21 protein-coding genes and 1 tRNA gene are annotated in these 22,840 nt (G+C 54.4%); 16 read left to right on the top strand and 6 right to left on the bottom strand.

The genetic code is table 11. The annotated features are described in order from the left end of the window. Positions 1–14: 14 nt before the first annotated feature. The 5 genes from SD69_RS12050 to SD69_RS12030 form a co-directional block, all read right to left on the bottom strand. Positions 15–935 (bottom strand): adenylate/guanylate cyclase domain-containing protein, encoded by a 921-nt coding sequence (locus SD69_RS12050; protein WP_041523417.1) that lies wholly within the window; start codon positions 933–935, stop codon positions 15–17. 104 nt (positions 936–1,039) lie between these two features. Further along, a complete protein-coding gene (locus SD69_RS12045; protein WP_041523416.1) occupies positions 1,040–1,840 on the bottom strand; it encodes a PhzF family phenazine biosynthesis protein in 801 nt (266 codons plus the stop codon). After that, entirely contained in the window at positions 1,837–2,850 is a 1,014-nt protein-coding gene (gene egtD / locus SD69_RS12040) for an L-histidine N(alpha)-methyltransferase (RefSeq protein WP_052481115.1), read from the bottom strand. Before egtD ends, SD69_RS12045 begins: the two co-directional genes overlap by 4 nt. Before the next feature lie 25 nt (positions 2,851–2,875). Beyond that, the gene (gene egtB, locus SD69_RS12035) at positions 2,876–4,165 is read right to left on the bottom strand and encodes an ergothioneine biosynthesis protein EgtB (RefSeq protein WP_041523415.1); all 1,290 of its coding nucleotides are present in this window, start codon (positions 4,163–4,165) and stop codon (positions 2,876–2,878) included. 247 nt (positions 4,166–4,412) lie between these two features. Beyond that, positions 4,413–4,499: transfer RNA gene (locus SD69_RS12030), tRNA-Leu, on the bottom strand. Between the two features lie 145 nt (positions 4,500–4,644). Here SD69_RS12030 and queA point away from each other — a divergent pair. From queA to SD69_RS12005, 5 genes are all read left to right on the top strand, one after another. Then, positions 4,645–5,712, top strand: coding sequence for a tRNA preQ1(34) S-adenosylmethionine ribosyltransferase-isomerase QueA (gene queA / locus SD69_RS12025; RefSeq protein WP_041523414.1), 1,068 nt, complete (start codon positions 4,645–4,647; stop codon positions 5,710–5,712). 70 nt (positions 5,713–5,782) lie between these two features. Further along, the gene (gene tgt, locus SD69_RS12020) at positions 5,783–6,898 is read left to right on the top strand and encodes a tRNA guanosine(34) transglycosylase Tgt (RefSeq protein ID WP_041524754.1); all 1,116 of its coding nucleotides are present in this window, start codon (positions 5,783–5,785) and stop codon (positions 6,896–6,898) included. 191 nt (positions 6,899–7,089) lie between these two features. Then, positions 7,090–8,946, top strand: coding sequence for a protein translocase subunit SecD (secD, locus tag SD69_RS12015; RefSeq protein ID WP_041523413.1), 1,857 nt, complete (start codon positions 7,090–7,092; stop codon positions 8,944–8,946). Positions 8,947–8,957: 11 nt separating this feature from the next. Further along, a complete protein-coding gene (gene secF, locus SD69_RS12010; RefSeq protein ID WP_041523412.1) occupies positions 8,958–10,124 on the top strand; it encodes a protein translocase subunit SecF in 1,167 nt (388 codons plus the stop codon). 124 nt (positions 10,125–10,248) lie between these two features. Further along, entirely contained in the window at positions 10,249–12,282 is a 2,034-nt protein-coding gene (locus tag SD69_RS12005) for a hybrid sensor histidine kinase/response regulator (RefSeq protein ID WP_041523411.1), read from the top strand. Between the two features lie 45 nt (positions 12,283–12,327). Here SD69_RS12005 and SD69_RS12000 read toward each other — a convergent pair whose 3' ends face one another. Beyond that, positions 12,328–13,131, bottom strand: coding sequence for an inositol monophosphatase family protein (locus SD69_RS12000; protein ID WP_041523410.1), 804 nt, complete (start codon positions 13,129–13,131; stop codon positions 12,328–12,330). A gap of 198 nt (positions 13,132–13,329) precedes the next feature. Between SD69_RS12000 and trmJ the strand changes: the two genes are divergently transcribed. The 11 genes from trmJ (at position 13,330) to ndk (ending at position 22,824) form a co-directional block, all read left to right on the top strand. Beyond that, positions 13,330–14,112, top strand: coding sequence for a tRNA (cytosine(32)/uridine(32)-2'-O)-methyltransferase TrmJ (gene trmJ / locus SD69_RS11995; RefSeq protein WP_041523409.1), 783 nt, complete (start codon positions 13,330–13,332; stop codon positions 14,110–14,112). A gap of 147 nt (positions 14,113–14,259) precedes the next feature. Further along, positions 14,260–14,745, top strand: coding sequence for a Fe-S cluster assembly transcriptional regulator IscR (iscR, locus tag SD69_RS11990; RefSeq protein ID WP_041523408.1), 486 nt, complete (start codon positions 14,260–14,262; stop codon positions 14,743–14,745). A gap of 27 nt (positions 14,746–14,772) precedes the next feature. After that, positions 14,773–15,921, top strand: a complete 1,149-nt coding sequence (locus SD69_RS11985) for a cysteine desulfurase family protein (protein ID WP_041523407.1) — start codon at positions 14,773–14,775, stop codon at positions 15,919–15,921. Between the two features lie 110 nt (positions 15,922–16,031). Further along, a complete protein-coding gene (gene sufB / locus SD69_RS11980) occupies positions 16,032–17,468 on the top strand; it encodes a Fe-S cluster assembly protein SufB (protein WP_041523406.1) in 1,437 nt (478 codons plus the stop codon). 64 nt (positions 17,469–17,532) lie between these two features. After that, positions 17,533–18,282 (top strand): Fe-S cluster assembly ATPase SufC, encoded by a 750-nt coding sequence (gene sufC, locus SD69_RS11975; protein WP_041523405.1) that lies wholly within the window; start codon positions 17,533–17,535, stop codon positions 18,280–18,282. Beyond that, positions 18,282–19,601, top strand: coding sequence for a Fe-S cluster assembly protein SufD (gene sufD, locus SD69_RS11970; RefSeq protein WP_084591560.1), 1,320 nt, complete (start codon positions 18,282–18,284; stop codon positions 19,599–19,601). Before sufC ends, sufD begins: the two co-directional genes overlap by 1 nt. After that, positions 19,582–20,817, top strand: a complete 1,236-nt coding sequence (locus tag SD69_RS11965; protein ID WP_041523404.1) for an aminotransferase class V-fold PLP-dependent enzyme — start codon at positions 19,582–19,584, stop codon at positions 20,815–20,817. The genes sufD and SD69_RS11965 overlap by 20 nt, the downstream gene beginning before the upstream one ends. 24 nt (positions 20,818–20,841) lie before the next feature. Beyond that, on the top strand, positions 20,842–21,204 hold the full coding sequence (locus SD69_RS11960; protein WP_041523403.1) for a HesB/IscA family protein: 363 nt from the start codon (positions 20,842–20,844) through the stop codon (positions 21,202–21,204). Between the two features lie 23 nt (positions 21,205–21,227). Further along, positions 21,228–21,767 (top strand): putative Fe-S cluster assembly protein SufT, encoded by a 540-nt coding sequence (sufT, locus tag SD69_RS11955; protein ID WP_232301187.1) that lies wholly within the window; start codon positions 21,228–21,230, stop codon positions 21,765–21,767. A gap of 43 nt (positions 21,768–21,810) precedes the next feature. After that, on the top strand, positions 21,811–22,233 hold the full coding sequence (locus tag SD69_RS11950; protein WP_041524751.1) for a SufE family protein: 423 nt from the start codon (positions 21,811–21,813) through the stop codon (positions 22,231–22,233). A 165-nt stretch (positions 22,234–22,398) separates the two neighbouring features. Next, on the top strand, positions 22,399–22,824 hold the full coding sequence (gene ndk / locus SD69_RS11945) for a nucleoside-diphosphate kinase (RefSeq protein ID WP_041523402.1): 426 nt from the start codon (positions 22,399–22,401) through the stop codon (positions 22,822–22,824). The last annotated feature ends 16 nt before the right edge of the window (positions 22,825–22,840 follow it).

Below are 22,840 nucleotides of genomic sequence, written 5' to 3'. Positions count from 1 at the left end.
GCCATGTCGTTAACTTATTCGCTCGGCTCGTTGCAGTGGCCGCCAATAAAAAATTCGATACTATAGCTCTCGGGGGCATCGAGTGGTAAACCAAAGCTTATCCGGCCACAGCCGGTTAGGGGAATTTCTTCCCGGCGAAGGTAAATCACTTTAGCGTGATCATCGCTTTGCATGTAGGTGCCGTTCGTGCTGTGATCGACCAGTACATACTTACCGCGCCGAAACATAATGTTGCCATGCTCGCGAGAAGCTCTGGTAGAGCGAATAGGCCAGTTTACGCGGCTGCTCTCACGGCCAAAGGATAGGGGCAGTTGGTCAGGGGTATAGCTAATTTGCTGCTCGGGTCCGCGCAAATGTAGCCGGTGGCGGTCGAGTTCGCGGTGCAGTTCCCGCACATCCATAACCGCGGTGGCGTTTAGTGGCGCGGCGGGGGTCTCCCAGTGCAGGCGGTAAACAGTACATATATGTTGGGCGCCTTTCAGTACCACGCGGTCAAACGCATCGCACAGATCCGCCATGGCGTCGCTTAACTGCTTTATAACGGCATGAGTAATAACAATCTGGCGGGCGCGGGCAATGTGGGACACTTCGGCGGCCTCGTTGACCACATCACCAAAAATATCACCGTGTGGATCACGCAGCGTTTCTCCGTAAGCAATACCGATGCGCAGGGCCTGAAGCTCTAGCTTAAATGATTCCCGTTGCAGCGCCAGTGCCGCCTCGCAGGCGTTACTGGCATCCGGGAACCGGGCCATGACCTCATCGCCTATATTTTTTACCACCACGCCGCTGTGGCGCTCGATAATACGTCGAGTGACGACCAGGGTCTCATCGATAAAGCTTTTCGCCTGGGTATTGCCGTGCTCCTTGTAGAGCCTTGAGCTGCCGGATACGTCGGCAAACATCACGGCCTGAACTTCGCGCTGGGCTGACATTGCGACACTCTCGTGTTGAAATTTGGGCGATTATAACACCTCGAGACTGTCAGGGCGGTAGTGAATGGCGAGCGGGCCTACCCGGTAGTGAATGGCGAGCGGGCCTACCCGGTGGTTAAGTTGCCAGTGCTGTGATAATCGCCGCGAACGATAACATGGCGGGAGATGGCATTGGTGTGGATGACGCCTTTGCCTTGCGAGCATTGAATAAAATCAAAACGCCGAATTGCTGTGGTTTGGGCGAGGTAAGCGCTGGCCTGAACACACGCCGAACCGGTAGCGGCATCCTCGGCCACGCCGTACTGCGGGGCAAAGTAACGCAGCAGCCAGTGCTTTTGCGTGGGGCAAAGCGCAATTACTGAGCGGCCGCTGTATAGCGCCAATGCTTGACCGGGAGGTTTAAGAGTTTCCAGCGCTTGTCTGTCTGGCAACAATAAAAGGGTGTAATCCTGTCGCCCGCCCATGCGTACCGCTTTTAAAACCGGGGTTTGGCACAGTCGCACCCAACGGGCTCGACCGTCAAAGCCCGTGACGGTGCAGGGGCGATCGACGTAATAGGCCCCGTAACGGTCATGGCCCACGGTAATGGTGCCCAAAGCCGTTTCAATTGGTAGCTTAAAGGCGCGCTGGTAAACCGCTTTATAGAGATAAGCGGCCACCGCAATGGAGCCAGAGCCACAGCGCTGCACCGGCTGGCCGCCATCAAAAAAACGTACACACCATTTTTGCTGTTCTTGCCAGAGCAGCACGGTGTTTTCTGTAGCCGAAATTAATGATGTCGTGCGCGCTTTGCTGATAACGGCATTGCGGGCTGTCGAGCCGTTGCTGTCAGGCGTACTTTTAAGGTGAATAATGTGGTGCCGGTTGCCTCGGGCGCCGACACCACAAAAACTATCAATGATCATCTAGCGTCGACAGCGGGATTAAATTGCAAAAGGCTTATGGCAAACAAGTCATCGGGCGCTAACCACAACCGGCGTGTCTGCCAATGGGCTTGGCGCGCGAGATCGGCAAACTCTGACGGGTGATACTTATAAGAATTCTCGGTATGGATGCTTTCGCCTTTGGCAAAGTAAAACTCCCGGTCGGCGATATGCACCCGCTGGGCGCGCAGGCTACGCAAATGCATTTCAATGCGGCCATAGTCGTGGTTGTAGAAGGCGTGATGGGCAAAATGCATTAAATCGAAATCACCCCCTAATTCGCGATTGATACGAGTGAGAATGTTTTTATTAAACTGCGCAGTCACACCGCGGTCGTCGTTGTACGCCTGATGCAAAAGATACTCGGGTTTTTTCGTGTCGACACCGATGAGCAAATAGCCGCCCGCGCCTAATGTTTGCCCGGCATTGCGTAAAAAATCCAGTGCCTGCTTGCGATGTAAATTGCCAATAGTAGAGCCAGGAAAAAAGCCCAGGCGGGTGCTGCCAGGATCTTCCAGGTTAAGTGGTTGAGTAAAGTCTTGTGCTTGAGCGGTGACCTTTAAGCCCGAATATTGTCGACGTAGCTCGTTGCAGGAATTCAGTAAATGTTCTTTGCTGATATCGATAGCGGTTAAGTGGCTGACACAATCAATGTTGTCTAGCAGAGGGGTGATTTTTCGCAGTGAGCCCGCGCCAAATTCAATGATTCCGAGCTCTGACTCCTTAGCGCTGAGTTCGGTGTGAAAAAAGCGGCTTAGATCGGCGGCAACGCTTGGCAGCAGCTCAAGTTCGACGTGGTAGGGGTAATACTCATCGAGTGCGCAAATGTTGTCGAATAGCTGTGAGCCGCGCTCGTCGTAAAAATACTTGGGTGCCAGCTCTTTAGGTTGTAGTGCCAGCCCCGCTATTACATCGTGTAAAAAGGACCCTTCAGCAGTGGCGTGCTGAGCGTCTTGGCTGGGAGTGTCTTGCGGCGCGAGTGCGATGGTCATAACGAGCTCCGTGTTTTTTGACGAATTATTGCGCTAAACGCAGGCCACTAAACTGCCAGCGTTGATGAGGGTAAAAAAAGTTGCGATAGCTGGGGCGCATTTGTGCCAGGGCGGTGGCGCAAGAGCCGCCGCGCAGTACATACTGGTTTGCCATGAATTTGCCGTTGTACTCGCCAAGTGCGCCTTGCTCGGGGTTAAAGCCGGGGTAGGGGCTATAGCTGCTACTGCTCCATTCCCAAACGTCGCCATATAATTGCTGCAATGTTTTTGAGTCGTCACTAGGCCGTGGGTGCCAGTGGCCAGAGTCCGCAAAGTTGCCTTCTATCGTGCTATCACTGCTGGCCACCTCCAGTTCAAACTCGGTAGGGAGGCGGCAACCGGACCAACGGGCGAAGGCATCCGCTTCGTAATAGCTGATGTGACAGACAGGCGCATTCAACTCAAGAGGGTGATAGCCATCCAGTCGTAGCTCATACCATGAGCCATTGTGTTCCTGCCAGTAAAGCGGAGCGTGCCAGCGTTCGGCCTGACAGCGGCTCCAGCCGTCTGACAGCCATAAGCTCGGATCCCGATAGCCACCATCGCGCACAAACCCAAGCCATTCGGCGTTGTTAACAGGGCGGTTAGCCAAAGCAAAGGCTTCGCAAAAAACACGGTGCGAAGGACGCTCACAATCGTAACTAAACCCCGCACTCTGCGCGCCTATTTTATAAATGCCCTCGGCAAAGGTTGTGAAAGGAGGGAGGTAGTGGGGCGCGTTCTGCGCTGGAGGGTTGTGAGTTTCTTGCAGTAACGTGTCGCGAGGGTTAAGCGCCGGGCAGCTCATGGCCACAGGGTTTTGCGCCAAGGCGTGCTTAATGTCGGTGAGCATAAGCTCCTGATGTTGCATCTCGTGGTGCAGGCCAATAACCGCGATGTCGGCGACAGCCCCTGCTGACGGACGCGACAATAACGCTTGCATGGCGGTGTCGACATGGTGGCGGTAGGCCAGTATGTCGTCTAGGCTTGGGCGCGACAACAGGCCGCGGTTAGGCCTAGGGTGACGCTCGCCAACGCTATCGTAATAGCTGTTAAATAAGTACTCGTAGCTATCGTTAAATACCCGATAATTAACGGCGTGGGGCTTTAAAATAAAGGTTTCAAAGAACCAGCTAGTGTGGGCTAAATGCCATTTCGTGGGGCTAGCGTCGGGCATTGATTGGAGCATCATGTCCTCGACACTAAACCCCTTGATGAGTTCTAGGGTTCGCTGACGAACATTGCTATAGCAGTGTTGAAGCTCCGGGTCGGTCGCGGCAAGTGGTTCACTCAACATAGTTTACTCCTTTGCTGAATTATCAGCATAGGGTAGGTTTACGACGATTTAAAGAAATCGTTGTGTATAAATAGAAGCCGCTCACACGGTAGCAAGGGTGGCACGGGCTGGCTGAATGAGGTGCGGGGTTGGGTTTTAGCGGCAGAGTCGGGCGGCCCTAATCGGCAAGCAGCAGGCATAAAAAAAGCGCAGTGGTGAGCTGCGCTTTTGTCGCACCGAAGGTTTCAATCGGTGTGGTCTTGCAAGATGGTACCAGAGGCCGGACTCGAACCGGCACGCTTTTAAGGGCGGGGGATTTTGAATCCCCTGTGTCTACCAATTTCACCACTCTGGCAAAGTGGGCGTGATTATAGCAGCGAGTTTGATCTCGTCAACCACTGTCGTAAATATTTATCAGCATCGGCTTTGGGCGCGACTGGCAAGTTATGTCATTTTGGGCTAACCTTGCCGGCCTTCTAACACTCTGATTTCTCCAGTTTATGCAGCGCCAGGACTTTGATTACGTCTTACCCGATGAGTTGATCGCACGCACGCCGGCCACCGAGCGTCGCGGCAGTCGCTTACTGTGTTTAGATGGCCCCAGCGGCTCACTTGAGCACCGCCAGTTTCCCGATTTGCTCGACAAGCTACAGCCCGGTGACTTAATGGTGTTTAACAACACCCGAGTGATACCGGCGCGGATGTTCGCGCAAAAAACCACCGGTGGGCAGGTAGAGGTTCTCATCGAGCGGGTGCTGGATGAACATCACGTGTTGGCTCACACCCGTGCCAGTAAATCGCCTAAGCCCGGTTCTGAGCTACTGCTTGCCGACGGTACACGACTCGCGGTAACGGGGCGTCAGGGGCCATTGTTTGAAATCACCTTTCCGGCGCCGGTGTTACAGGTATTGGACGTCCATGGCCATATGCCGTTGCCGCCTTATATAGACCGCGAAGATGACGCGGTGGATCGCGAGCGCTACCAAACCGTGTACAGTGAAAAATCCGGTGCGGTAGCGGCGCCAACGGCGGGGCTGCACTTTGATGACGCCTTAATGGAACAGTTGCGCGAGCGGGGCGTAGAGCTGGCCTTTGTTACGTTGCACGTAGGGGCGGGTACGTTTCAGCCGGTGCGGGTCGATAACATTACTGAGCACCAGATGCACAGTGAAGTGATTGCCGTGGATGAGTCTGTTTGTGAGGCGGTGCGGGCGGCTAAAGCAAGAGGCTCGCGAGTCATTGCCGTGGGCACAACCAGCGTGCGAAGCCTTGAGAGTGCCGCCCAAAACGCGCCTGCCGATGAGCTTATTGCGCCGATGCAAGGTGATACCGACATCTTTATATACCCCGGCTACCAGTTCAAGGTTATTGATGCTTTGGTGACCAACTTTCATTTGCCCGAGTCGACACTGCTAATGTTGGTGTCGGCGTTTGCCGGTTATCAACATACCATGGCCGCCTATCGCGCGGCCGTTGCCGAAAAATACCGTTTCTTTAGTTACGGTGATGCTATGTTTATCACTCAAAACCCTCGTGCCGGCGAAGATGTGCCCGGCGCTAATGCCTAGAGCCCAAGCCGAGCTATTTATGTCCAGCGATACGACCTCCAGTTCCTCCAGCAGTACGCGCGAATGCTTTATGAGCTTTGCCCTTAAGTCAGAGACGGGCTCGGCCCGGCGCGGTGAGTTGAGCTTTCCGCGCGGCAAAGTGCAAACCCCGGCATTTATGCCGGTAGGCACCTACGGTACGGTAAAGGGCATGGCGCCGCGCGAGATTAAAGAAATCGGCGCCGAGATTATCTTAGGCAACACGTTTCATTTGATGTTGCGCCCTGGCACAGAGGTGGTTAAAGCGCACGGCGATTTGCACGATTTTATGCGCTGGGATGGTCCGATTTTGACCGACTCAGGTGGTTTTCAGGTGTTTAGCTTGGGTAAGTTGCGCAAAATTACCGAAGAGGGGGTCTCTTTCCGCTCGCCGATTGACGGCAGCAAAGTGTTTATGGACCCGGAAATCTCCATGCAGGTGCAGCGGGATTTGGGCTCTGACGTGGTGATGATTTTTGATGAGTGCACCCCTTACCCGGCCACGCCAGCCGAGGCGCGCAGCTCTATGGAGCTGTCGTTGCGCTGGGCCGCTCGTTCAAAAGCTGCTCATGGTGACAACCCTTCGGCGCTGTTTGGCATTGTCCAGGGCGGCATGTACGAGGATTTACGCCGCGAGTCGATGACGGGGCTGGAGTCTATTGGTTTTGACGGTTACGCCATTGGTGGCTTATCGGTCGGCGAGCCAAAAGAGGATATGCTGCGGGTGCTAGAGGGCCTGACGCCACATATGCCCCAGGATAAACCCCGTTACCTGATGGGCGTCGGCAAGCCGGCCGATATCGTCGAGGGTGTGCGCCGGGGCATTGATATGTTTGATTGCGTCATGCCCACCCGCAATGCGCGCAACGGCCATTTGTTTGTCGACGAGGGCGTTATTAAAATCCGCAATGCCCGTCACCGTCACGACACTTCGCCGCTGGATGCGCGCTGTGATTGTTACACCTGCCAAAACTTTAGCCGCAGTTATTTGCACCATTTGGATAAATGCGGCGAGATTTTGGGTGCCCAGCTCAATACCATCCACAACCTGCGCTACTACCAGAATGTGATGAGTCGCATGCGTCAAGCGTTAGACGATGACAACCTCGATGCATTTTTGGCTGATTTCTACGGCCGTCAGGGCCTGGAAGTGCCGCCCGCACCTTAGGGGCGGCGGTGCGCATTGTTGTTACCTTCAGTTTCGGTATAATCCGCCCCCATATTAGCCTTTTGCCGCCTTATATCGGCGTGGACACTTGAGATGTCTGGATTCGGTCCCATATAGGCACGGGACATAAATGTATAACACGCCTGATACCCGCCTCTGGGGCGAATCAGCGCCCTGTTTCGGATGATCGTATGTTAAACCGCTACCCCCTCTGGAAGTACCTGCTGATTATCTCAGTGGCCGTTTTAGGTTTTATCTACGCCGCGCCGAACCTTTACCCGCCTGACGATGCCGTGCAAATCTCGGGCTCCTCCAGTGGCATGAGCGTCGACAGCGCTGTGTTGAACAAGGCGGAAAAAGCCCTGGAGAATGCCGGTATCGAGTATTTTGATGCCGAGCAAGACGGTTCATCCGCGCAGCTGCGCTTTAATGATGGCGAGGCCCAACTGCACGGCAAAAGCGTGATCGCCGATGCGCTGGGCAATGATTACGTGGTGGCCCTTAATCAGGCGCCTACCACCCCGGATTGGTTGGTCTCGATGGGCGGCGCTCCCATGAAGCTGGGCCTGGATTTGCGCGGTGGGGTGCACTTTTTGCTGGAGGTCGACACCGACTCAGCCATTGAAAAGCGCCAGGAGACCAGTGCCGACGAGATGAAAGATCAACTGCGTGACGCGCGGGTGCGTTACAACTCGGTTGATCTCGAAGGCACTACCATTGTCGCCAAGTTTCGCGAGACAGAATTGCGTGATCAAGCCATTAGCGAGCTGCGCAGTGAATTTCCGCAAATGCTGTTTAACAGCGATGTTCCCGGCGACTCTGACGAGCTGTTGTTTCATGCAACGCTCAGCGAGGCGGCGGTGCGCGAGATCGAGCAGTACGCTCTTAACCAAAACTTAACCACCTTGCGCAAGCGGGTGAATGAGCTGGGTGTGTCCGAGCCGATTGTGCAAAGTCAGGGGCGCAACCGCATTATTGTGCAATTACCGGGCGTGCAGGACACCGCCGAGGCCAAACGTGTAATCGGTAAAACCGCCAATCTGGAGTTTCGCCTGGAGGCGGCACCCGATGCGCTGGTTGCCGCTAAAGAGCAGTTTGATTATCAAGGGTATCCCGCCTGGCTTGAGCGCAAAGTGATTCTAACCGGTGACCATGTGGCTAACGCCACCACCACGCTCGACCCCGACACCAATATGCCGCAGGTGAATATTACCCTCGATAGTCTGGGCGGTAATAAAATGAACCACGCCACTCGATCCAATGTTGGGCGTCGTATGGCGGTGTTGTTTATCGAATATAAAACCCGCATGAATACCGAGACCAACGCAGTGGGTGAGCAGATTGAAGTGCCGGAGCAGTACACCGAGAGCAAGGTTATCAGCTTGGCCACCATCCAAAGTGCGCTGGGCGTGCAGTTCCGGATTACCGGCTTGAACGCTCCGGGCGAAGCCTCAGAGCTGGCGTTGATGCTGCGCTCGGGCGCGTTGGCCGCGCCTATGTACTTTGTGGAAGAGCGCACTATTGGGCCGTCGCTCGGCGCCGAAAACATCGAACTAGGTGTGCAGTCGGTGCAGTGGGGCATGGCGCTGGTGCTGCTGTTTATGATCGTTTACTACCGCGTGTTTGGTATTTTCGCCAATATCGCGTTGGCGGTTAACGTATTGGTGCTGGTCGCCGTTATGTCAATTTTGGGGGCGACCCTTACCTTGCCGGGTATCGCCGGTATCGTGTTAACCGTGGGTATGGCGGTGGACGCCAATGTGCTGATCTTTGCCCGAATAAGGGAGGAGTTAAAGGCCGGGGCCAGTCCCCATACGGCTATTTCGGCCGGTTACGATCGCGCCTTTACCACAATTTTAGACGCCAACATTACCACCCTGATCGTGGCGGTGATTCTCTACGCCATCGGTTCGGGCCCGGTTAAAGGTTTTGCCGTGACCCTGTCTATCGGTATTTTAACGTCCATGTTTACAGCCATCATGGGTACACGTGCGCTGGTCAATCTGGTTTACGGCCGTCGTAAAAATCTCAAGAAGCTTTGGATCTAATGGGGTCAGCGATGTCTAGCGAACAATCAGGTAAAAAAATATTTAATTTCATGGGCGCTCGCATCCCAGCCACGGCTTTGTCCGTGATCTTGCTGGTGGTGGCGATCGCGGCGCTGGCCGTTAACGGGCTAAAATTTGGCTTGGACTTTACCGGTGGGGCGCAGGTTGAGGTCAGGTTTTCTGAGCCGGCTGACATTCCGCAGATTCGCGGTATTTTAAATGAGGAAGGGCTGGTAAATCCGGTCGCGGTCTTATTTGGCTCTGACACTGAGGTGTTAATCCGCACACAGGGAGCAATGTCTGACGGTGGCGAGCAAGCCTTAAGTCGCCGTCTGGCTCAGCTATACCCAGCCGCAGAGCTTGTGTCTGTCGATCACGCTCCTCGCGATCGCGGTAATTACTCGCAGTCGTTAACCTTTAGTGGTTTGAGTGAGTCGGATGTGACCGATGAGTTGCTGCCGGGTGTCTATTTTGGGAGCCATGAGGCGCGGTCTGAGGCTGCTCAGGTCGTGGTACTTACCGAAAACTCTTTAGACACCGCCTATACCAGCGAATTACTGGATGTGCTCGAGGCTAAAACCGGTAGTCAGGTGGAGTTGCGCCGCAGCGAGTATGTAGGCCCACAAATCGGTGCCGAGCTTCGCGATGAGGGTGGTTTGGGTATGTTGGTAGCGCTGGCGGTGGTGATGCTCTATGTAGCGGCACGCTTTCAGTTTAAGTTTTCGGTGGGTGCGGTTCTGGCGCTAGCTCACGACGTCATCATTGTGCTGGGCTTTTTTGCCCTGTTTCAAATCGATTTTGATTTGACCGTACTTGCAGCGGTGCTGGCGGTTATCGGTTACTCACTTAACGATACCATTGTGGTGTTTGACCGAATTCGGGAAAACTTCCGTAAAATGCGCAAAGGTAGCTCGGCCGATGTGATCAATGCCTCGCTCACTCAAACACTGGAGCGTACTTTTATTACCTCGTTAACCACGTTGCTCGTGCTGGTTATGCTGTTTGTGTTCGGTGGAGAGTTGATCAGCGGCTTCGCTCTGGCATTGATCGTGGGTGTGGTTGTGGGTACCTACTCGTCGATTTATGTGTCTTGCAACACCCTGATGTGGATGCACATCGTTAAAGAAGATCTAATGCCCCCTGAAAAAGAGGGTTCAGAGATTGATGAAATGCCATAGCGGGTAAATCGCCCGTTACTAAAAAGCCCGCCGGATTCCGACGGGCTTTTTTTTCGTCTTAAAAGCGAGGTATGCTTGTGCTTTCGGGCGTTTCGAGCCTGCGCCCACCTAACATGAGATCGCTATGAGCATAAAGCGCCCCAGTATCAGCATTACCCAGCGTCTGGATAATTTGTCCCCTGAGCAGCTGCGCGAGATTGTCCATCGTTACCGTCGGATCTTTTGTGGTAGCGGGTACGGATTTTGGGAGTGGGATCTGGAAACAAGCTTTATCGATTGGTCCGGCGCATTCTGGGAGCAACTCGGCTACACCGACCTGGATCGTGAAGAGTTTGACGACGCAAATCAACTACCCAACTACATTCATCCAGATGACCGGGACGTGATGTTTGAGGCGGTGCGGCATCATTTGCGCACCTCCGAGCCTTTGCACGCCTGTTACCGGATTCTCACTAAAGCGGGAGATTATCTGTGGACTCAGGTTCGGGCCGACTCCATTCGCGATGAGCAGGGTCGGGCGCGTTATATTTCGGGCATTAATTTCGACGTTACCGAACTTAAAAACGTCGAGGAGGCTCTGCGCGAGAGCGAAGCGCGCCAAGTGCGTATTATTCAAGCCTCTAAAGACGGTATTTGGGAGTGGTATGCCGAGCGTAACGGCTTTCACTTTTCCAGCCGTTGTTGGGAGCACCTAGGTTATAACGAAAACGACGATATGGTCACCAATGGCCAGGATCGCCTGCGCGAGTGGCGTAATCACATTCATAAAGACGATTTGGCTAAGTTTGACCGCACGCTGCGTAAACACATGTCTGGGTTGGGCGCGTTTGATATCGAGTATCGGGTGCATACCAAGCAAGGTGGTACCCGTTGGATTCGCGCCCGTGGCCGGGCAACTTTTGACGATAATGGCCAGCCTACGCGGATGTCCGGCACCAACATGGATATTACCGATATTAAACGCGCTGAAGAGCGGGTAATGCAGGCAAAAGAGGCCGCCGAAAAAGCCAACCGTGCTAAAAGTGAATTCTTATCCAGCATGAGTCATGAACTGCGCACGCCCTTAAATGCCATTTTAGGGTACGCTCAGTTGTTCGAGTACGACGACAACCTGCAAACGGTACAAAAAGATAACCTGCGCGAAATCCGCTCGGCCGGTGAGCATTTATTACGGCTTATTAACGACGTGCTTGATTTGGCCAAAATTGAATCCGGAAAAATGCAGGCTCAATTGCAGCCTGTTCTGGTGGCGCGTTTGTTGAACGATTGCTTTACCTTGGTGAAGCCACAGGCCGATGCCCGCGGTATCAATCTGCAGGCCAATTATCAGAACCTGGATCACGCCTGTGTCACAGCCGACCCAGTGCGTTTAAAGCAGGCTATGTTGAACCTATTAAGCAACGCGATTAAGTACAACCGGGTGGGTGGTGAGGTTGAAGTGACGCTCGCGGCACTGCGCAATAATGTGTTGCGCATCAGCGTTCGCGATACCGGCACTGGTATTGCTGCGCATCGACACAATGAAGTTTTTCAGCCGTTTAATCGCCTGCACGCAGAGATGAGTAGGGTGGAGGGTTCTGGTGTGGGGCTGGTCATCACCAAGCAATTGGTCGAAATGATGAATGGCCATATCGATTTTACCAGCGAGCAGGATGAAGGTACTTGTTTCTGGGTGGATTTGAAGCGCTGCGGTGAAGCCGTCGATGATAGGCCGCAGGATACGCCCGAGGTAACACTCGAGCCCGCAGAAGAGCTACTGTACGACACCGAGTGCCGGGTGCTTTATATTGAGGATAACCCCACCAATATCCGCCTGATGCAGCAGTTTTTTAATCGTTACGAGCATTGCACACTCGAGGTTGCCGAGGAGCCTTATCTTGGGATTTTTCGGGCGCGAAGCAGTGTGCCCGATATTATCGTGCTGGACATTAACCTGCCGGGGCTTGACGGTTACGAGGTGTTGAGTGTTTTGCAGAAAGACCCGGCGACGGCGTCGATACCGGTGATTGGGTTGTCGGCCAATGTCATGTCGATTGATGTGCAAAAAGGGCGAGATGCCGGGTTTTATGAGTATCTAACAAAGCCACTACAGATCAATCAGCTAGTGCGGGTGTTAAATCGCTTGGCGGCCGATGCCGAGCTGGTCACCGATCTTTAGTGGTTAAGGTGGCAGACGAGGGGTCTCGTCTGCCAGGGGCAAACACTAGCGAATATGCTCCATGTGTTTTTTAACGATCTGCAAGATGGGTTTAAACACCTTGGGGCCGCCACACACAATGTTGCCGCTGTCCATGTAGTTGTGTCCGCCGTGAAAATCACTGACCAGGCCGCCCGCTTCTTTTACCAGCAAAATCCCGGCTGCCATATCCCAGCTGTTTAAGTTCATCTCCCAAAAGGCGTCAAAGCGGCCCGCGGCCACATAGGCTAAATCCAGCGCTGCCGAGCCCGGGCGTCGAATCCCCGAGGTTTGGCCGGCAATCTCTTGTAGGGCGGCCAGATAGGGCGAGATGTTTTCCAGTGCGTAGCCACTGAAGGGAATGCCGGTGCCGATGAGTGCACCGGGCAGGCCGCGGCGGCTGCTAACGCGAATACGACGACCGTTGAGGGCTGCGCCGCGACCACGGCTGGCAGTAAATTCTTCGCGCTTGATGGGGTCGTACACTACGGCGTGTTCCAGCTGACCCTTAATGCGGCAAGCAATAGAGACAGAGTACTGAGGAATGCCGTGAATAAAGTTGGTGGTGCCATCCAGTGGGTCAATGATCCACTCGACATCGGTATTGGCACCTGGCTGTGAGCCGCCTTCTTCGCCGATGATGCTGTGATCCGGGTACGCTTTTTTTAGGTGGTAAATGATTTCTTTTTCCGCGGCTTTATCCACCTCGGTAACGAAGTCATTGCGGCCTTTCTCTTCAATCGAGACAAGGTCAACACGCTCGGCTGCGCGCTCAATTAGTTCGCCGGCCTTGCGCGCCGCGCGCAGGGCAATATTCAGCATGGGTTCCATGGGGCACCATCAACAAGTCAGGGTTAGTAAAGAACGTGGGCGTCACTGCGAGGGCAGCGGCCAGAGGCGCCGATTATAGCAACCGACTTACGGCTAAACCAGCACATTCCGTGGCAAATGTACTCCTTTGCGATCGATTTTGTTAGAATGCCGCGCTTTTAGCCCAGTTCGTGGGCAAACTTATCCAAGGGTGTGCTCATGAGTGAAAATCGATTAGATAACCTGCGTATTGTGCTGGTGAATACCTCCCATCCCGGTAATATCGGCGGCGCTGCGAGAGCCATGAAAAATATGGGCTTGTCGCGGCTCTATCTGGTGGCGCCTAAAGACTTTCCGGCAGAAAAAGCCGTTTGGCGAGCCGCGGGGGCGCTGGATATTCTCGACAACGCGATTGTGGTTGAGACCCTCGACGAAGCCATTGCCGGTTGTGGCTTGGTGGTGGGTACCAGCGCGCGCGAGCGGCGGATTCCATGGCCCTTGGTAAATCCGCGCGAATGCGGCACCAAGGCCATCGCCGAGGCGGGGGAGCACGAAGTGGCGGTGCTGTTTGGCCGCGAAGATCGCGGCCTGACCAACGAAGAGCTGCACAAGTGTCACTATCATGTGCATATCCCTGCCAACAATGAATACAGCTCGTTAAACCTGGCCTGTGCGGTTCAGGTTATCGCCTATGAGCTGCGCATGGCGCATCTGACGTGGCAGGAGGGCAAAGCGCCCACCTTTGACGATTGGGATGTGGCGCCCGCTAAGGTCGAGGCGCTAGAGCGTTACTACGATCACTTGCAGCAAACACTGGAAGAGTTGGGCTTTTTGGAGCCAGATAACCCCCGCCAGACCATGACTCGTTTACGCCGCTTGTACAGCCGTATTCGTATGGACGAGATGGAGCTAAGCATTATGCGGGGCGTTCTGACTAGCACGCAAAACTACATCGAGCGGTCTAAACGCGAGCTGGCAGCTAAATCCGATACCGATAGCTAAGTATAATTACCTCTATAGTGCCGCCCAGGGCGGCACTGACTTGGAATATGCTGAGTAGTTGAGTAAAATAGTCGGGTTTTAAGGGCGTGCACTTTTAAAGGCGTTGCCCACACGTTGTCGACCACTTAGCCAATAGCTGTAAACACCATGAGACTGACCACCAAGGGCCGCTACGCGGTAACTGCCATGCTGGATCTTGCACTCCACAGTGAGTGTGGGCCGGTGAGTCTCGCCGATATTTCAGAGCGCCAGGGTATTTCACTGTCGTATCTTGAGCAGCTGTTTGCCAAATTGCGCCGCGAAGCGCTGGTGACCAGTGTGCGAGGCCCCGGCGGCGGCTACAGTTTGGCGACCAGTGCCAGCGAGGTGTCGGTTGTGCAGGTGGTGGATGCGGTCAGCGAGTCGTTGGATGCCACGCGCTGTCAGGGCAAAGGTGACTGTCAGGGCGGCGAGATCTGTATTACTCACCATTTGTGGCAGGACCTTAGCGGTCAAATCCATCAGTTTTTAGGCGGTATTACGCTGGCGGACTTGGTAGCCCGGCGGGATATTCAATCGGTTTGCGAGCGCCAGGATCAGCGCCACAGCACCGAGCAGCGCGCCGGTCAGATCGTCTGCAGTGATCGTCATTAGTAGCTGTCTGGGGGCGAGGTGAGACGTATGAATCCTATTTATCTCGATTATGCCGCGACGACACCGGTTGCCCCGGAAGTGGCGGCTGCCATGGCAGAGTGCCTTACGCTGGACGGCAATTTCGCCAATCCGGCGTCACGTTCGCACCGTTACGGCTGGCAAGCCGAGCAGGCCGTCGAGACAGCCCGTGGCCAGGTGGCGGCACTGATCGGCGCCGATGCCCGTGAGATTGTCTGGACCAGCGGTGCCACAGAGTCCAACAATCTGGCGTTGAAAGGGGTGCTTGAAGCGGCTGGTAAAGGTCATTTGGCCGTCAGCGCAATCGAGCATAAATCGGTGCTGGACCCCGCTGAGTGGTTGGCCGCGCAGGGTAACGAGCTAACCCTGATTGACCCGGACAGTACCGGGCAAATTACCCCAGAGGCTGTACGCGCGGCACTGCGTGACAACACTCGCTTAGTGAGTGTCATGCTGATAAACAATGAGCTGGGTACGGTTAACCCCATCGCTGACATTGCCCAAGTGTGCCGTGAGCACGGCTGCCTGTTGCATGTCGATGCCGCTCAGGCTCTCGGAAAAATGCCCGTTGATGTGGCGGCGCTGGGGGTCGATTTGCTGTCGATGTCAGCGCATAAAGTTTACGGCCCCAAAGGGGTTGGCGCGCTCTACGTTCGACGCAGCGGTGCGGTCAACGTAGCCGCCCAAATTCATGGCGGTGGCCACGAGCGCGGTATGCGCTCGGGTACGCTGGCTACGCATCAATGTGTTGGTTTTGGTGTGGCAGCCGCTATGGCCGCCGATGAGCTGGACAGTCGTCCTGAGCAATTGGCTCGTTTGCGCGACCGGCTGTGGCAGGGGGTTTCGGGTTTGCCCGGTGTCCGCCTTAACGGACACCCAACGGAGCGTTCCTGCAGTCATCTCAATATTACGTTTGGTGAGGTGGATGGCGAAATGCTGCTGTTATCGCTGCGTGAGTTGGCGATCTCAACCGGTTCGGCCTGCACATCGGCCACGGTGTCGCCCAGCTACGTCCTCAGTGCTATTGGTTTAAGTTCTGCCCAAGCACTGGCCTCATTGAGAATTTCTTTGGGCCGCTATACCAGTGCAGAGGAAGTCGAGCGCGCCATCAAGCATATCAATACTGTGGTGGGGAAACTCACCGCAAAAGCCAGTTAAGCAACAACAAGATGGCCGCAGGCCGCATCGAATACCGCATAGCGCGGTATGTGATTAGTCATTCGGGTTGCTGCCCGAGCACTCCGCCACAGCGGAGAAAGAGGTGAGAAATGTCTGAACAGGTAGAACACCTAATCAGGAAAGAGTACGCCGCGGGTTTTCATACCGCGATTGAATCGGAAACCTTGCCGCCAGGTCTTAATGAAGACGTGGTGCGCTTTATCTCGGCCAAAAAAGACGAGCCGGAATGGATGCTCGAGTGGCGCTTGCAGGCGTTTCGCGCCTGGCAAGAAATGGAAGAGCCCGACTGGGCCCATGTGAACTATCCGCCGGTAGATTATCAGTCGATCTCATACTACAGCGCCCCCAAAAGTATGGACGACCGGCCCAAAAGCCTGGACGAAGTTGACCCGGAGCTTTTGGCGACTTACGAAAAGTTAGGGATTCCGTTGCACGAGCAAGAGATGCTTGCCGGAGTGGCGATGGACGTGGTGTTTGACTCGGTCAGCGTGGTGACTACATTCCGCGAGAAGCTGTCAGAGGCGGGTGTGATTTTTTGCAGCATCAGTGAAGCGATCGAGAAATACCCAGAGCTGGTAAAAAAGTATTTGGGTTCAGTCGTGCCGCAAAAAGACAATTATTTTGCCGCGCTCAACTCGGCGGTGTTCTCCGACGGCTCCTTTGTGTATATCCCCAAAGGCGTGCGCTGCCCCATGGAATTATCGACGTACTTTCGGATTAACGAGCAAAACACCGGGCAGTTTGAGCGTACCCTTATTGTCGCCGAAGAGGGCTCTCATGTGAGTTACCTCGAGGGCTGTACCGCACCGATGCGCGACGAAAACCAATTGCATGCCGCGGTGGTTGAATTAGTGGCTTGTGATCGCGCCGAAATTAAATATTCAACGGTGCAAAACTGGTACCCGGGCGACGCAGAAGGCAAAGGCGGCATTTATAACTTTGTCACAAAGCGCGGTGTCTGCCACGAGAGCGCTAAAATCAGCTGGACCCAGGTAGAAACCGGCTCGGCCGTTACCTGGAAATACCCAAGCTGTGTACTGCGCGGCGATAACAGTGTGGGTGAGTTTTATTCGGTGGCACTGACCAACAATATGCAGCAGGCCGATACCGGTACCAAGATGATTCATATTGGTAAAAACACCCGCTCGACCATTATTGCCAAAGGCATTTCGGCCGGTCGCAGTGATAGCAGTTATCGCGGTTTGGTGCGCATGAATCCGGGCGCCGATGGCGCGCGCAACTTTACTCAATGTGACTCGCTGCTCATTGGTGATCAATGTGGCGCCCATACGTTTCCGTACATCGAGAGTAAAAACCCCAGCGCCGTGATCGAGCACGAGGCCACCACGTCTAAAGTGAGCGATGATCAAATGTTTTTGTGTGCACAGCGTGGTTTAGATCCGGAAAAGGCCGTGTCCATGATTGTGAACGGTTTTTGTCGCGACGTATTTAAAGAGTTGCCCATGGAGTTTGCGGTAGAAGCCGGCAAGCTGCTGGAAGTTAGCCTAGAGGGCTCTGTCGGATAACCTTGCCGCCTTGTGCGCAAAAGTTACGACGGTCAAAAATTTAACGTTTGAGAGTAAAGAACATATGTTACGCATAGACAACCTCCACGCTAGTGTCGAAGACAAACAAATTCTCAAGGGCTTAAGCCTTGAGGTTAAGCCAGGTGAGGTGCATGCCATTATGGGGCCCAACGGTGCCGGTAAAAGTACGCTGGGTAATGTGCTATCCGGGCGCGACGGCTACGAGGTTGGTGAGGGCGTTGTAGAATTTAACGGCAAAAACCTTTTGGAACTTGAGGTTGAAGAGCGTGCGCGCGAAGGACTGTTTCTGGCGTTTCAGTACCCGGTAGAAATTCCCGGCGTAAGCAATATGGAATTTCTCAAAGTGTCGGTAGATGCGGTGCGTAAGCACAAAGGTTTGCCAGAGTTGTCGTCGGTCGAGTTTATGAAATTGGCCCGCGCTACCAGCCAAAAAGTTAAGTTGGATCAGGCGTTTTTAAAGCGCGGTGTTAACGAAGGGTTTTCTGGTGGCGAGAAAAAACGCAACGAGATTTTGCAAATGATGCTGCTCGAGCCGAGCCTTTGTATTCTCGACGAAACCGACTCGGGCCTTGATATCGATGCACTGCAAACGGTTGCCGATGGCGTTAACGCCATGCGTAATGAAGATCGCAGCTTTATTGTGGTGACGCACTATCAGCGTTTGCTGGATTACATCGTGCCCGATTATGTCCATGTTCTGGCCGATGGCAAAATCGTTAAATCCGGTGATAAATCTCTGGCGAAAGAGCTTGAGGCCAAGGGTTACGGTTGGCTCGAAGGTGGGGTGGCTTAATGAATGATTTTCAGCAGCAGACCTTGTCCCACGCCCAAGCGCTGCTCGATAACGGCGCGCAAGCGGCGCCGGTTTGGTTAAGTGAGTTGCGTGAGCAGGGCGCTCGGCGCTTTGCTGACACAGGCTGGCCGACGCGTCGAACCGAAAATTGGAAGTACACACCGCTGGGCTCACTGGGTAAAAAAAGTTTTAGTGTGGCGCAACCGGAGCCGGCACTGGATGCGCCTGCTCAGCTTGAGCTAGATGCCTATCGTATTGTTATTAACAACGGTGTCCTCGATCGCGCGGCCAGCACTCAGTTGCCGCCTGAGGTAACTTTGTTCGGTGAGGCGAATGCCGAGCAAACCGCGATTATCGAAAAGCATCTGGGGCGCCTGGCCGACAGTGAGCAGCATTTGTTTGCCGCTATGAGTGAGGCTCTGCTGGCTGAGGGCGTGTTGTTGCACGTGCCCGCCAACTCAGTGCTCGATAAGCCTTTATACATTGTCAATCAAGTTTCCGATGAGTCAGATTGCCTGGCCAATACCCGGCTTTTAGTTGTGCTCGAAACAGGCGCCGAGGCCGAGGTGATTGAACATTACCTAACCGCAAGCGACGCGTCCGCCGGGTTTGTTAATGCGCAAACCGAAGTGGTTATAGGTGATAACGCTCGCTTTAAACACTACCGCCTTAACCTTGAGGGTGAGGCGATTCATCATGTGGGCGGGGTGTTTGCCGAGTTGCAGCGCGACGCTAACTTCGATGGTTTTGCGATCGCCAAAGGCGCCGAGTTAATGCGCATCGACTATGGCTTGTTGCATCGTGGTCCGGGTGCTCATGTGGAGCTTAATGGTGTGTATTTACCGCGCAATAAGCAGCTGGTGGATTACCACACCAACGTGCAGCACTGTGTGCCTCACTGCACCACCAATGAGGTGTTTCGCGGCATTATTGGTGATCGCGCTAAAGCGGTGTTTAATGGCCGTATTCACATTCATAAAGATGCGCAAAAAACACTGGCCGAGTTGAGTAACAAAAACTTGCTAACCTCTAATAAAGCCGAGGTGGATACCAAGCCCGAGCTTGAAATCTACGCCGATGATGTGCGTTGTGCACACGGGGCAACCGTCAGCCAGATTAACGACGCGGCACTGTACTATTTGCAAACCCGTGGCGTGAGTAAATCTCAGGCGCGGGTCATGCTGAGCTTTGGTTTTGTCAACGAGCTTATTCAGCAAGTGGCGAACCCGGCTGTGCTGGATTACTTGATGCCAGAGCTGGCGCAGCAGTTTGGCCGCGATACCGATTTGCTGTTATTAGATGGTGATAGCTTTGAGTGATTTTGATGTTGCGGCTATCCGGAAGCAGTTTCCGATTTTACAGCAAGAGGTGAATGGCCACCCGTTGGTGTATCTCGATAATGCGGCAACTACGCAAAAGCCCGAGTCGGTCATCGACGCGATTGCCAATTACTACCGCTATGACAACAGTAACGTGCATCGCGGTGCGCACGCGCTGAGCGACAGGGCGACCGAGAAGTTTGAGGGCGCACGGGTTCAGCTGGCGCAGTTTATTAATGCCCCGGCTAAAGAGCAGCTGCTTTGGACACGCGGCACCACCGAAGGCATTAATGTGGTGGCCGCCAGTTGGGGCAGGGCAAATCTCAGCGCCGGCGACCGCGTACTCGTGTCAGCCATGGAGCACCACTCTAATATTGTGCCCTGGCAAATGGTGGCCGAAGCCACCGGGGCGATCGTTGAGCCGATTGCGGTAACGGCCGAAGGCGTCATTGATTTGAGCGCCTTACGTGAACAATTGGACGAGCGCGTGAAAATGGTAGCTTTAGGGCATGTGTCAAATGCCTTGGGCAGTATTAACCCGGTTGCCGATATTATTCCGTTGGCGCATGCCGCTGGCGCTAAAGTGCTAATTGACGCCGCTCAGTCGATCGCTCACTGGCCGCTTGATGTGCAAGCGCTTGATTGCGACTTTTTGGTGTTCTCGGGCCATAAAATGTTTGGCCCTACGGGGATTGGTGCGCTGTATGGTAAGCGCGAACTGCTAGAGGCGATGCCCCCCTATCAGGGCGGTGGCGAGATGATCGAGTCGGTCAGTTTTGCCGGTACTATTTACAACCAGCTGCCCTACAAATTTGAAGCGGGTACACCCAATATCGCGGGCGCTATCGGTTTGGCGGCGGCGGTGAGTTTTTTGCAGTCGTTTGACCGGGAGGCGGCCGACCGTCATGAACAGGCGCTACTGCGCAGCGCCGAGCAGCAGTTGCAGGCCTTAGGTGGTTTTCCGCTGGTGGGGACCTCCCGCGAAAAGACGGCGGTGATGAGTTTTACCTGTGATTTTGCCCACCCTCAAGATGTGGGCATGATCCTCGATCAGCAGGGTGTGGCGGTGCGCACGGGTAATCATTGCGCGCAGCCGATCATGGATCAATTTGGAATTCCCGGCACTGTCCGGGCCAGTTTTAGCTTGTACAACAACGAAGACGATGTTGCCAAGTTAATGGCCGCGCTAGCCAAAGCCAAAATGTTTCTGGCGTAGGTCACGCTAACCCAGGAGGTTTGCATGAGTGTTGAACAGTTTAATCCCGAGCAGGCAGCGTTGGTCGAGGTCACCCCGGCCGCCGCTAAACATTTTAGTCAGCAATTGGCTGCTGATGCCAACGCACAGGCGGTGCGCCTGTCGGTCAAAGAAAGCGGCTGCACCGGCTTTATGTATGTGCTGGATTTGGTGGCCGAATCAAGCGCGGGCGATCGCGAGATCAGCTTGCCAGAAGGCGTCACTCTATACATTGCTGAGGCCAGCGAGTCAGTAATACGCGGTACTAAAATTGATTATGTGACCGAGGGTGTCAACCGTCAGTTGTCATTTTTAAACCCCAATGCCAAAGATTACTGCGGCTGTGGTGAAAGCTTTAACGTGGGCTAAGCCCGTAGATCCGAGCGTTTAATATGGCAACAGAGCGTGAAATGGTGGTGATGCAGGCCGATTGTCCTGCCCGACGAGTACCCGATGGTACTCCGGTGACCATTCCGAAAGATACGTTTGTAACGATCACTCAGGCGCTGGGTGGTAACTATACCCTCAGCTATCACGGGCAAATGGTACGTGTAGATGGCACTGATGCAGCGGCTTTGGGTAAAGAGCCGGAGACGCTGGACTTTGTTGACACCGGCGATGGCCAGATTAGTGATACCCAGGTGTGGGAGGCGCTAAAATCGGTATTCGACCCGGAAATCCCGGTAGACTTGGTTAACTTAGGGTTGATTTACGCGCTGGATATCGACCAGGCTCGCGGCCATGTGGGTATCACCATGACCTTAACGGCTCCGGCCTGTGGCATGGGGCCGGTGTTGGTGGGCGATGTAGAGTATCGCGTAGGGAAGGTGCCCAATGTGCAAGAAGTTGAGGTTGACCTGGTGTTTGACCCGCCCTGGAGCCGCGACATGATGAGCGAAGAGGCGCAGCTCGAAACGGGCATGTTTTTTTGATTTTGGCGTCACTGCCGTGGCGGTGCGCGAGCTAGGTATAACAATGAGTGAATTTGGTACGGAAATAACCAGCGCCGATATTATTGATACCCTGAGCTTTTTTGATGGCTGGGAAGAGCGCTACAAGTACATTATAGATTTGGGTAAAGAGCTGCCCGAGTTAGATGAGGCTTACAAAACAGAGTCATTTTTGGTGCGTGGTTGTCAGAGCCAGGTGTGGTTGGTGAGCGAGCAGCGCGATGATCGGCTGTTTTTTGCCGCCGATAGCGACGCTTTTATCGTAAAAGGGCTGCTAGCTGTGGTGTTGGCCGCTTATAACGGCAAAACACCGGCCGACATCCAGGCGTTTGATATTGATGGCTATTTCGCCGAGCTGAACTTGCTCAACCACCTGAGCGCGACCCGTGGTAATGGGCTGAAGTCGATGGTTCAGCGAATTCAGCAAATTGCCGCGGCGGCGCACTAAGCGGCCGCTCGGGCAAGCAAGCTGTCAGCCGGGTAAATGGCGACCCATGCCCTGAAAACGGGTTAGTTATTGATATAAAATGACCCAAAACCCGCGTATAATCCGCGGGTTTTGGGTATTAGAGGGGCGGGTTTGCCCCGTAAAGCGAATCTAACGGAGTAACACATGGCGGTAGAGCGGACATTGTCCATTATTAAGCCCGATGCGGTCGCTGGTAACCACATTGGCGCGATTATTCAGCGCTTTGAAGAGGCGGGCCTACAGGTCGCCGCGCTAAAGATGATTCAGCTGACACAAAAGCAAGCTGAGGGTTTCTACGCCGAGCATCAGACGCGCCCATTCTTCCCGTCTTTGGTGGAATTTATGGTGTCTGGCCCGGTCTGTGTACAGGTGCTGGAAGGCGAGAATGCCATTGCTCTGAACCGTGAGCTGATGGGGGCGACCAACCCGGATGACGCCGCTCCCGGTACGATTCGTGCCGATTTTGCCACGGCGGTTAGCGCCAACGCGGTGCATGGCTCTGACTCGCCCGAGTCTGCCAAGCGCGAAGTGGCGTACTTTTTTTCCGCTGAGGAAATTCATTCGCGCTGATTAAGCGCAGGTAAGG

The sequence above is a fragment of the Gilvimarinus agarilyticus genome, assembly GCF_000832015.1.
In the GTDB taxonomy this organism is placed as follows: Bacteria; Pseudomonadota; Gammaproteobacteria; order Pseudomonadales; family Cellvibrionaceae; genus Gilvimarinus; species Gilvimarinus agarilyticus.
Note: the sequence above shows the minus strand (reverse complement) of the source record. Positions and strands in the feature narration are given on the sequence as shown.

Excerpts from the sequence above, each read along its gene's own strand:
- ndk (WP_041523402.1), top strand. The coding sequence starts at position 22,399 with ATGGCGGTAGAGCGGACATTGTCCATTATTAAGCCCGATGCGGTCGCT.
- egtB (WP_041523415.1), bottom strand. The coding sequence starts at position 4,165 with ATGTTGAGTGAACCACTTGCCGCGACCGACCCGGAGCTTCAACACTGC.
- secF (WP_041523412.1), top strand. The coding sequence starts at position 8,958 with ATGTCTAGCGAACAATCAGGTAAAAAAATATTTAATTTCATGGGCGCT.
- SD69_RS11950 (WP_041524751.1), top strand. The coding sequence starts at position 21,811 with ATGAGTGAATTTGGTACGGAAATAACCAGCGCCGATATTATTGATACC.
- sufB (WP_041523406.1), top strand. The coding sequence starts at position 16,032 with ATGTCTGAACAGGTAGAACACCTAATCAGGAAAGAGTACGCCGCGGGT.
- queA (WP_041523414.1), top strand. The coding sequence starts at position 4,645 with ATGCAGCGCCAGGACTTTGATTACGTCTTACCCGATGAGTTGATCGCA.
- SD69_RS11985 (WP_041523407.1), top strand. The coding sequence starts at position 14,773 with ATGAATCCTATTTATCTCGATTATGCCGCGACGACACCGGTTGCCCCG.
- SD69_RS12050 (WP_041523417.1), bottom strand. The coding sequence starts at position 935 with ATGTCAGCCCAGCGCGAAGTTCAGGCCGTGATGTTTGCCGACGTATCC.
- SD69_RS12045 (WP_041523416.1), bottom strand. The coding sequence starts at position 1,840 with ATGATCATTGATAGTTTTTGTGGTGTCGGCGCCCGAGGCAACCGGCAC.
- trmJ (WP_041523409.1), top strand. The coding sequence starts at position 13,330 with ATGAGTGAAAATCGATTAGATAACCTGCGTATTGTGCTGGTGAATACC.
- iscR (WP_041523408.1), top strand. The coding sequence starts at position 14,260 with ATGAGACTGACCACCAAGGGCCGCTACGCGGTAACTGCCATGCTGGAT.
- sufD (WP_084591560.1), top strand. The coding sequence starts at position 18,282 with ATGAATGATTTTCAGCAGCAGACCTTGTCCCACGCCCAAGCGCTGCTC.
- sufC (WP_041523405.1), top strand. The coding sequence starts at position 17,533 with ATGTTACGCATAGACAACCTCCACGCTAGTGTCGAAGACAAACAAATT.
- tgt (WP_041524754.1), top strand. The coding sequence starts at position 5,783 with ATGAGCTTTGCCCTTAAGTCAGAGACGGGCTCGGCCCGGCGCGGTGAG.
- egtD (WP_052481115.1), bottom strand. The coding sequence starts at position 2,850 with ATGACCATCGCACTCGCGCCGCAAGACACTCCCAGCCAAGACGCTCAG.
- SD69_RS12000 (WP_041523410.1), bottom strand. The coding sequence starts at position 13,131 with ATGGAACCCATGCTGAATATTGCCCTGCGCGCGGCGCGCAAGGCCGGC.
- sufT (WP_232301187.1), top strand. The coding sequence starts at position 21,228 with ATGGCAACAGAGCGTGAAATGGTGGTGATGCAGGCCGATTGTCCTGCC.
- secD (WP_041523413.1), top strand. The coding sequence starts at position 7,090 with ATGTTAAACCGCTACCCCCTCTGGAAGTACCTGCTGATTATCTCAGTG.
- SD69_RS11965 (WP_041523404.1), top strand. The coding sequence starts at position 19,582 with ATGGTGATAGCTTTGAGTGATTTTGATGTTGCGGCTATCCGGAAGCAG.
- SD69_RS11960 (WP_041523403.1), top strand. The coding sequence starts at position 20,842 with ATGAGTGTTGAACAGTTTAATCCCGAGCAGGCAGCGTTGGTCGAGGTC.
- SD69_RS12005 (WP_041523411.1), top strand. The coding sequence starts at position 10,249 with ATGAGCATAAAGCGCCCCAGTATCAGCATTACCCAGCGTCTGGATAAT.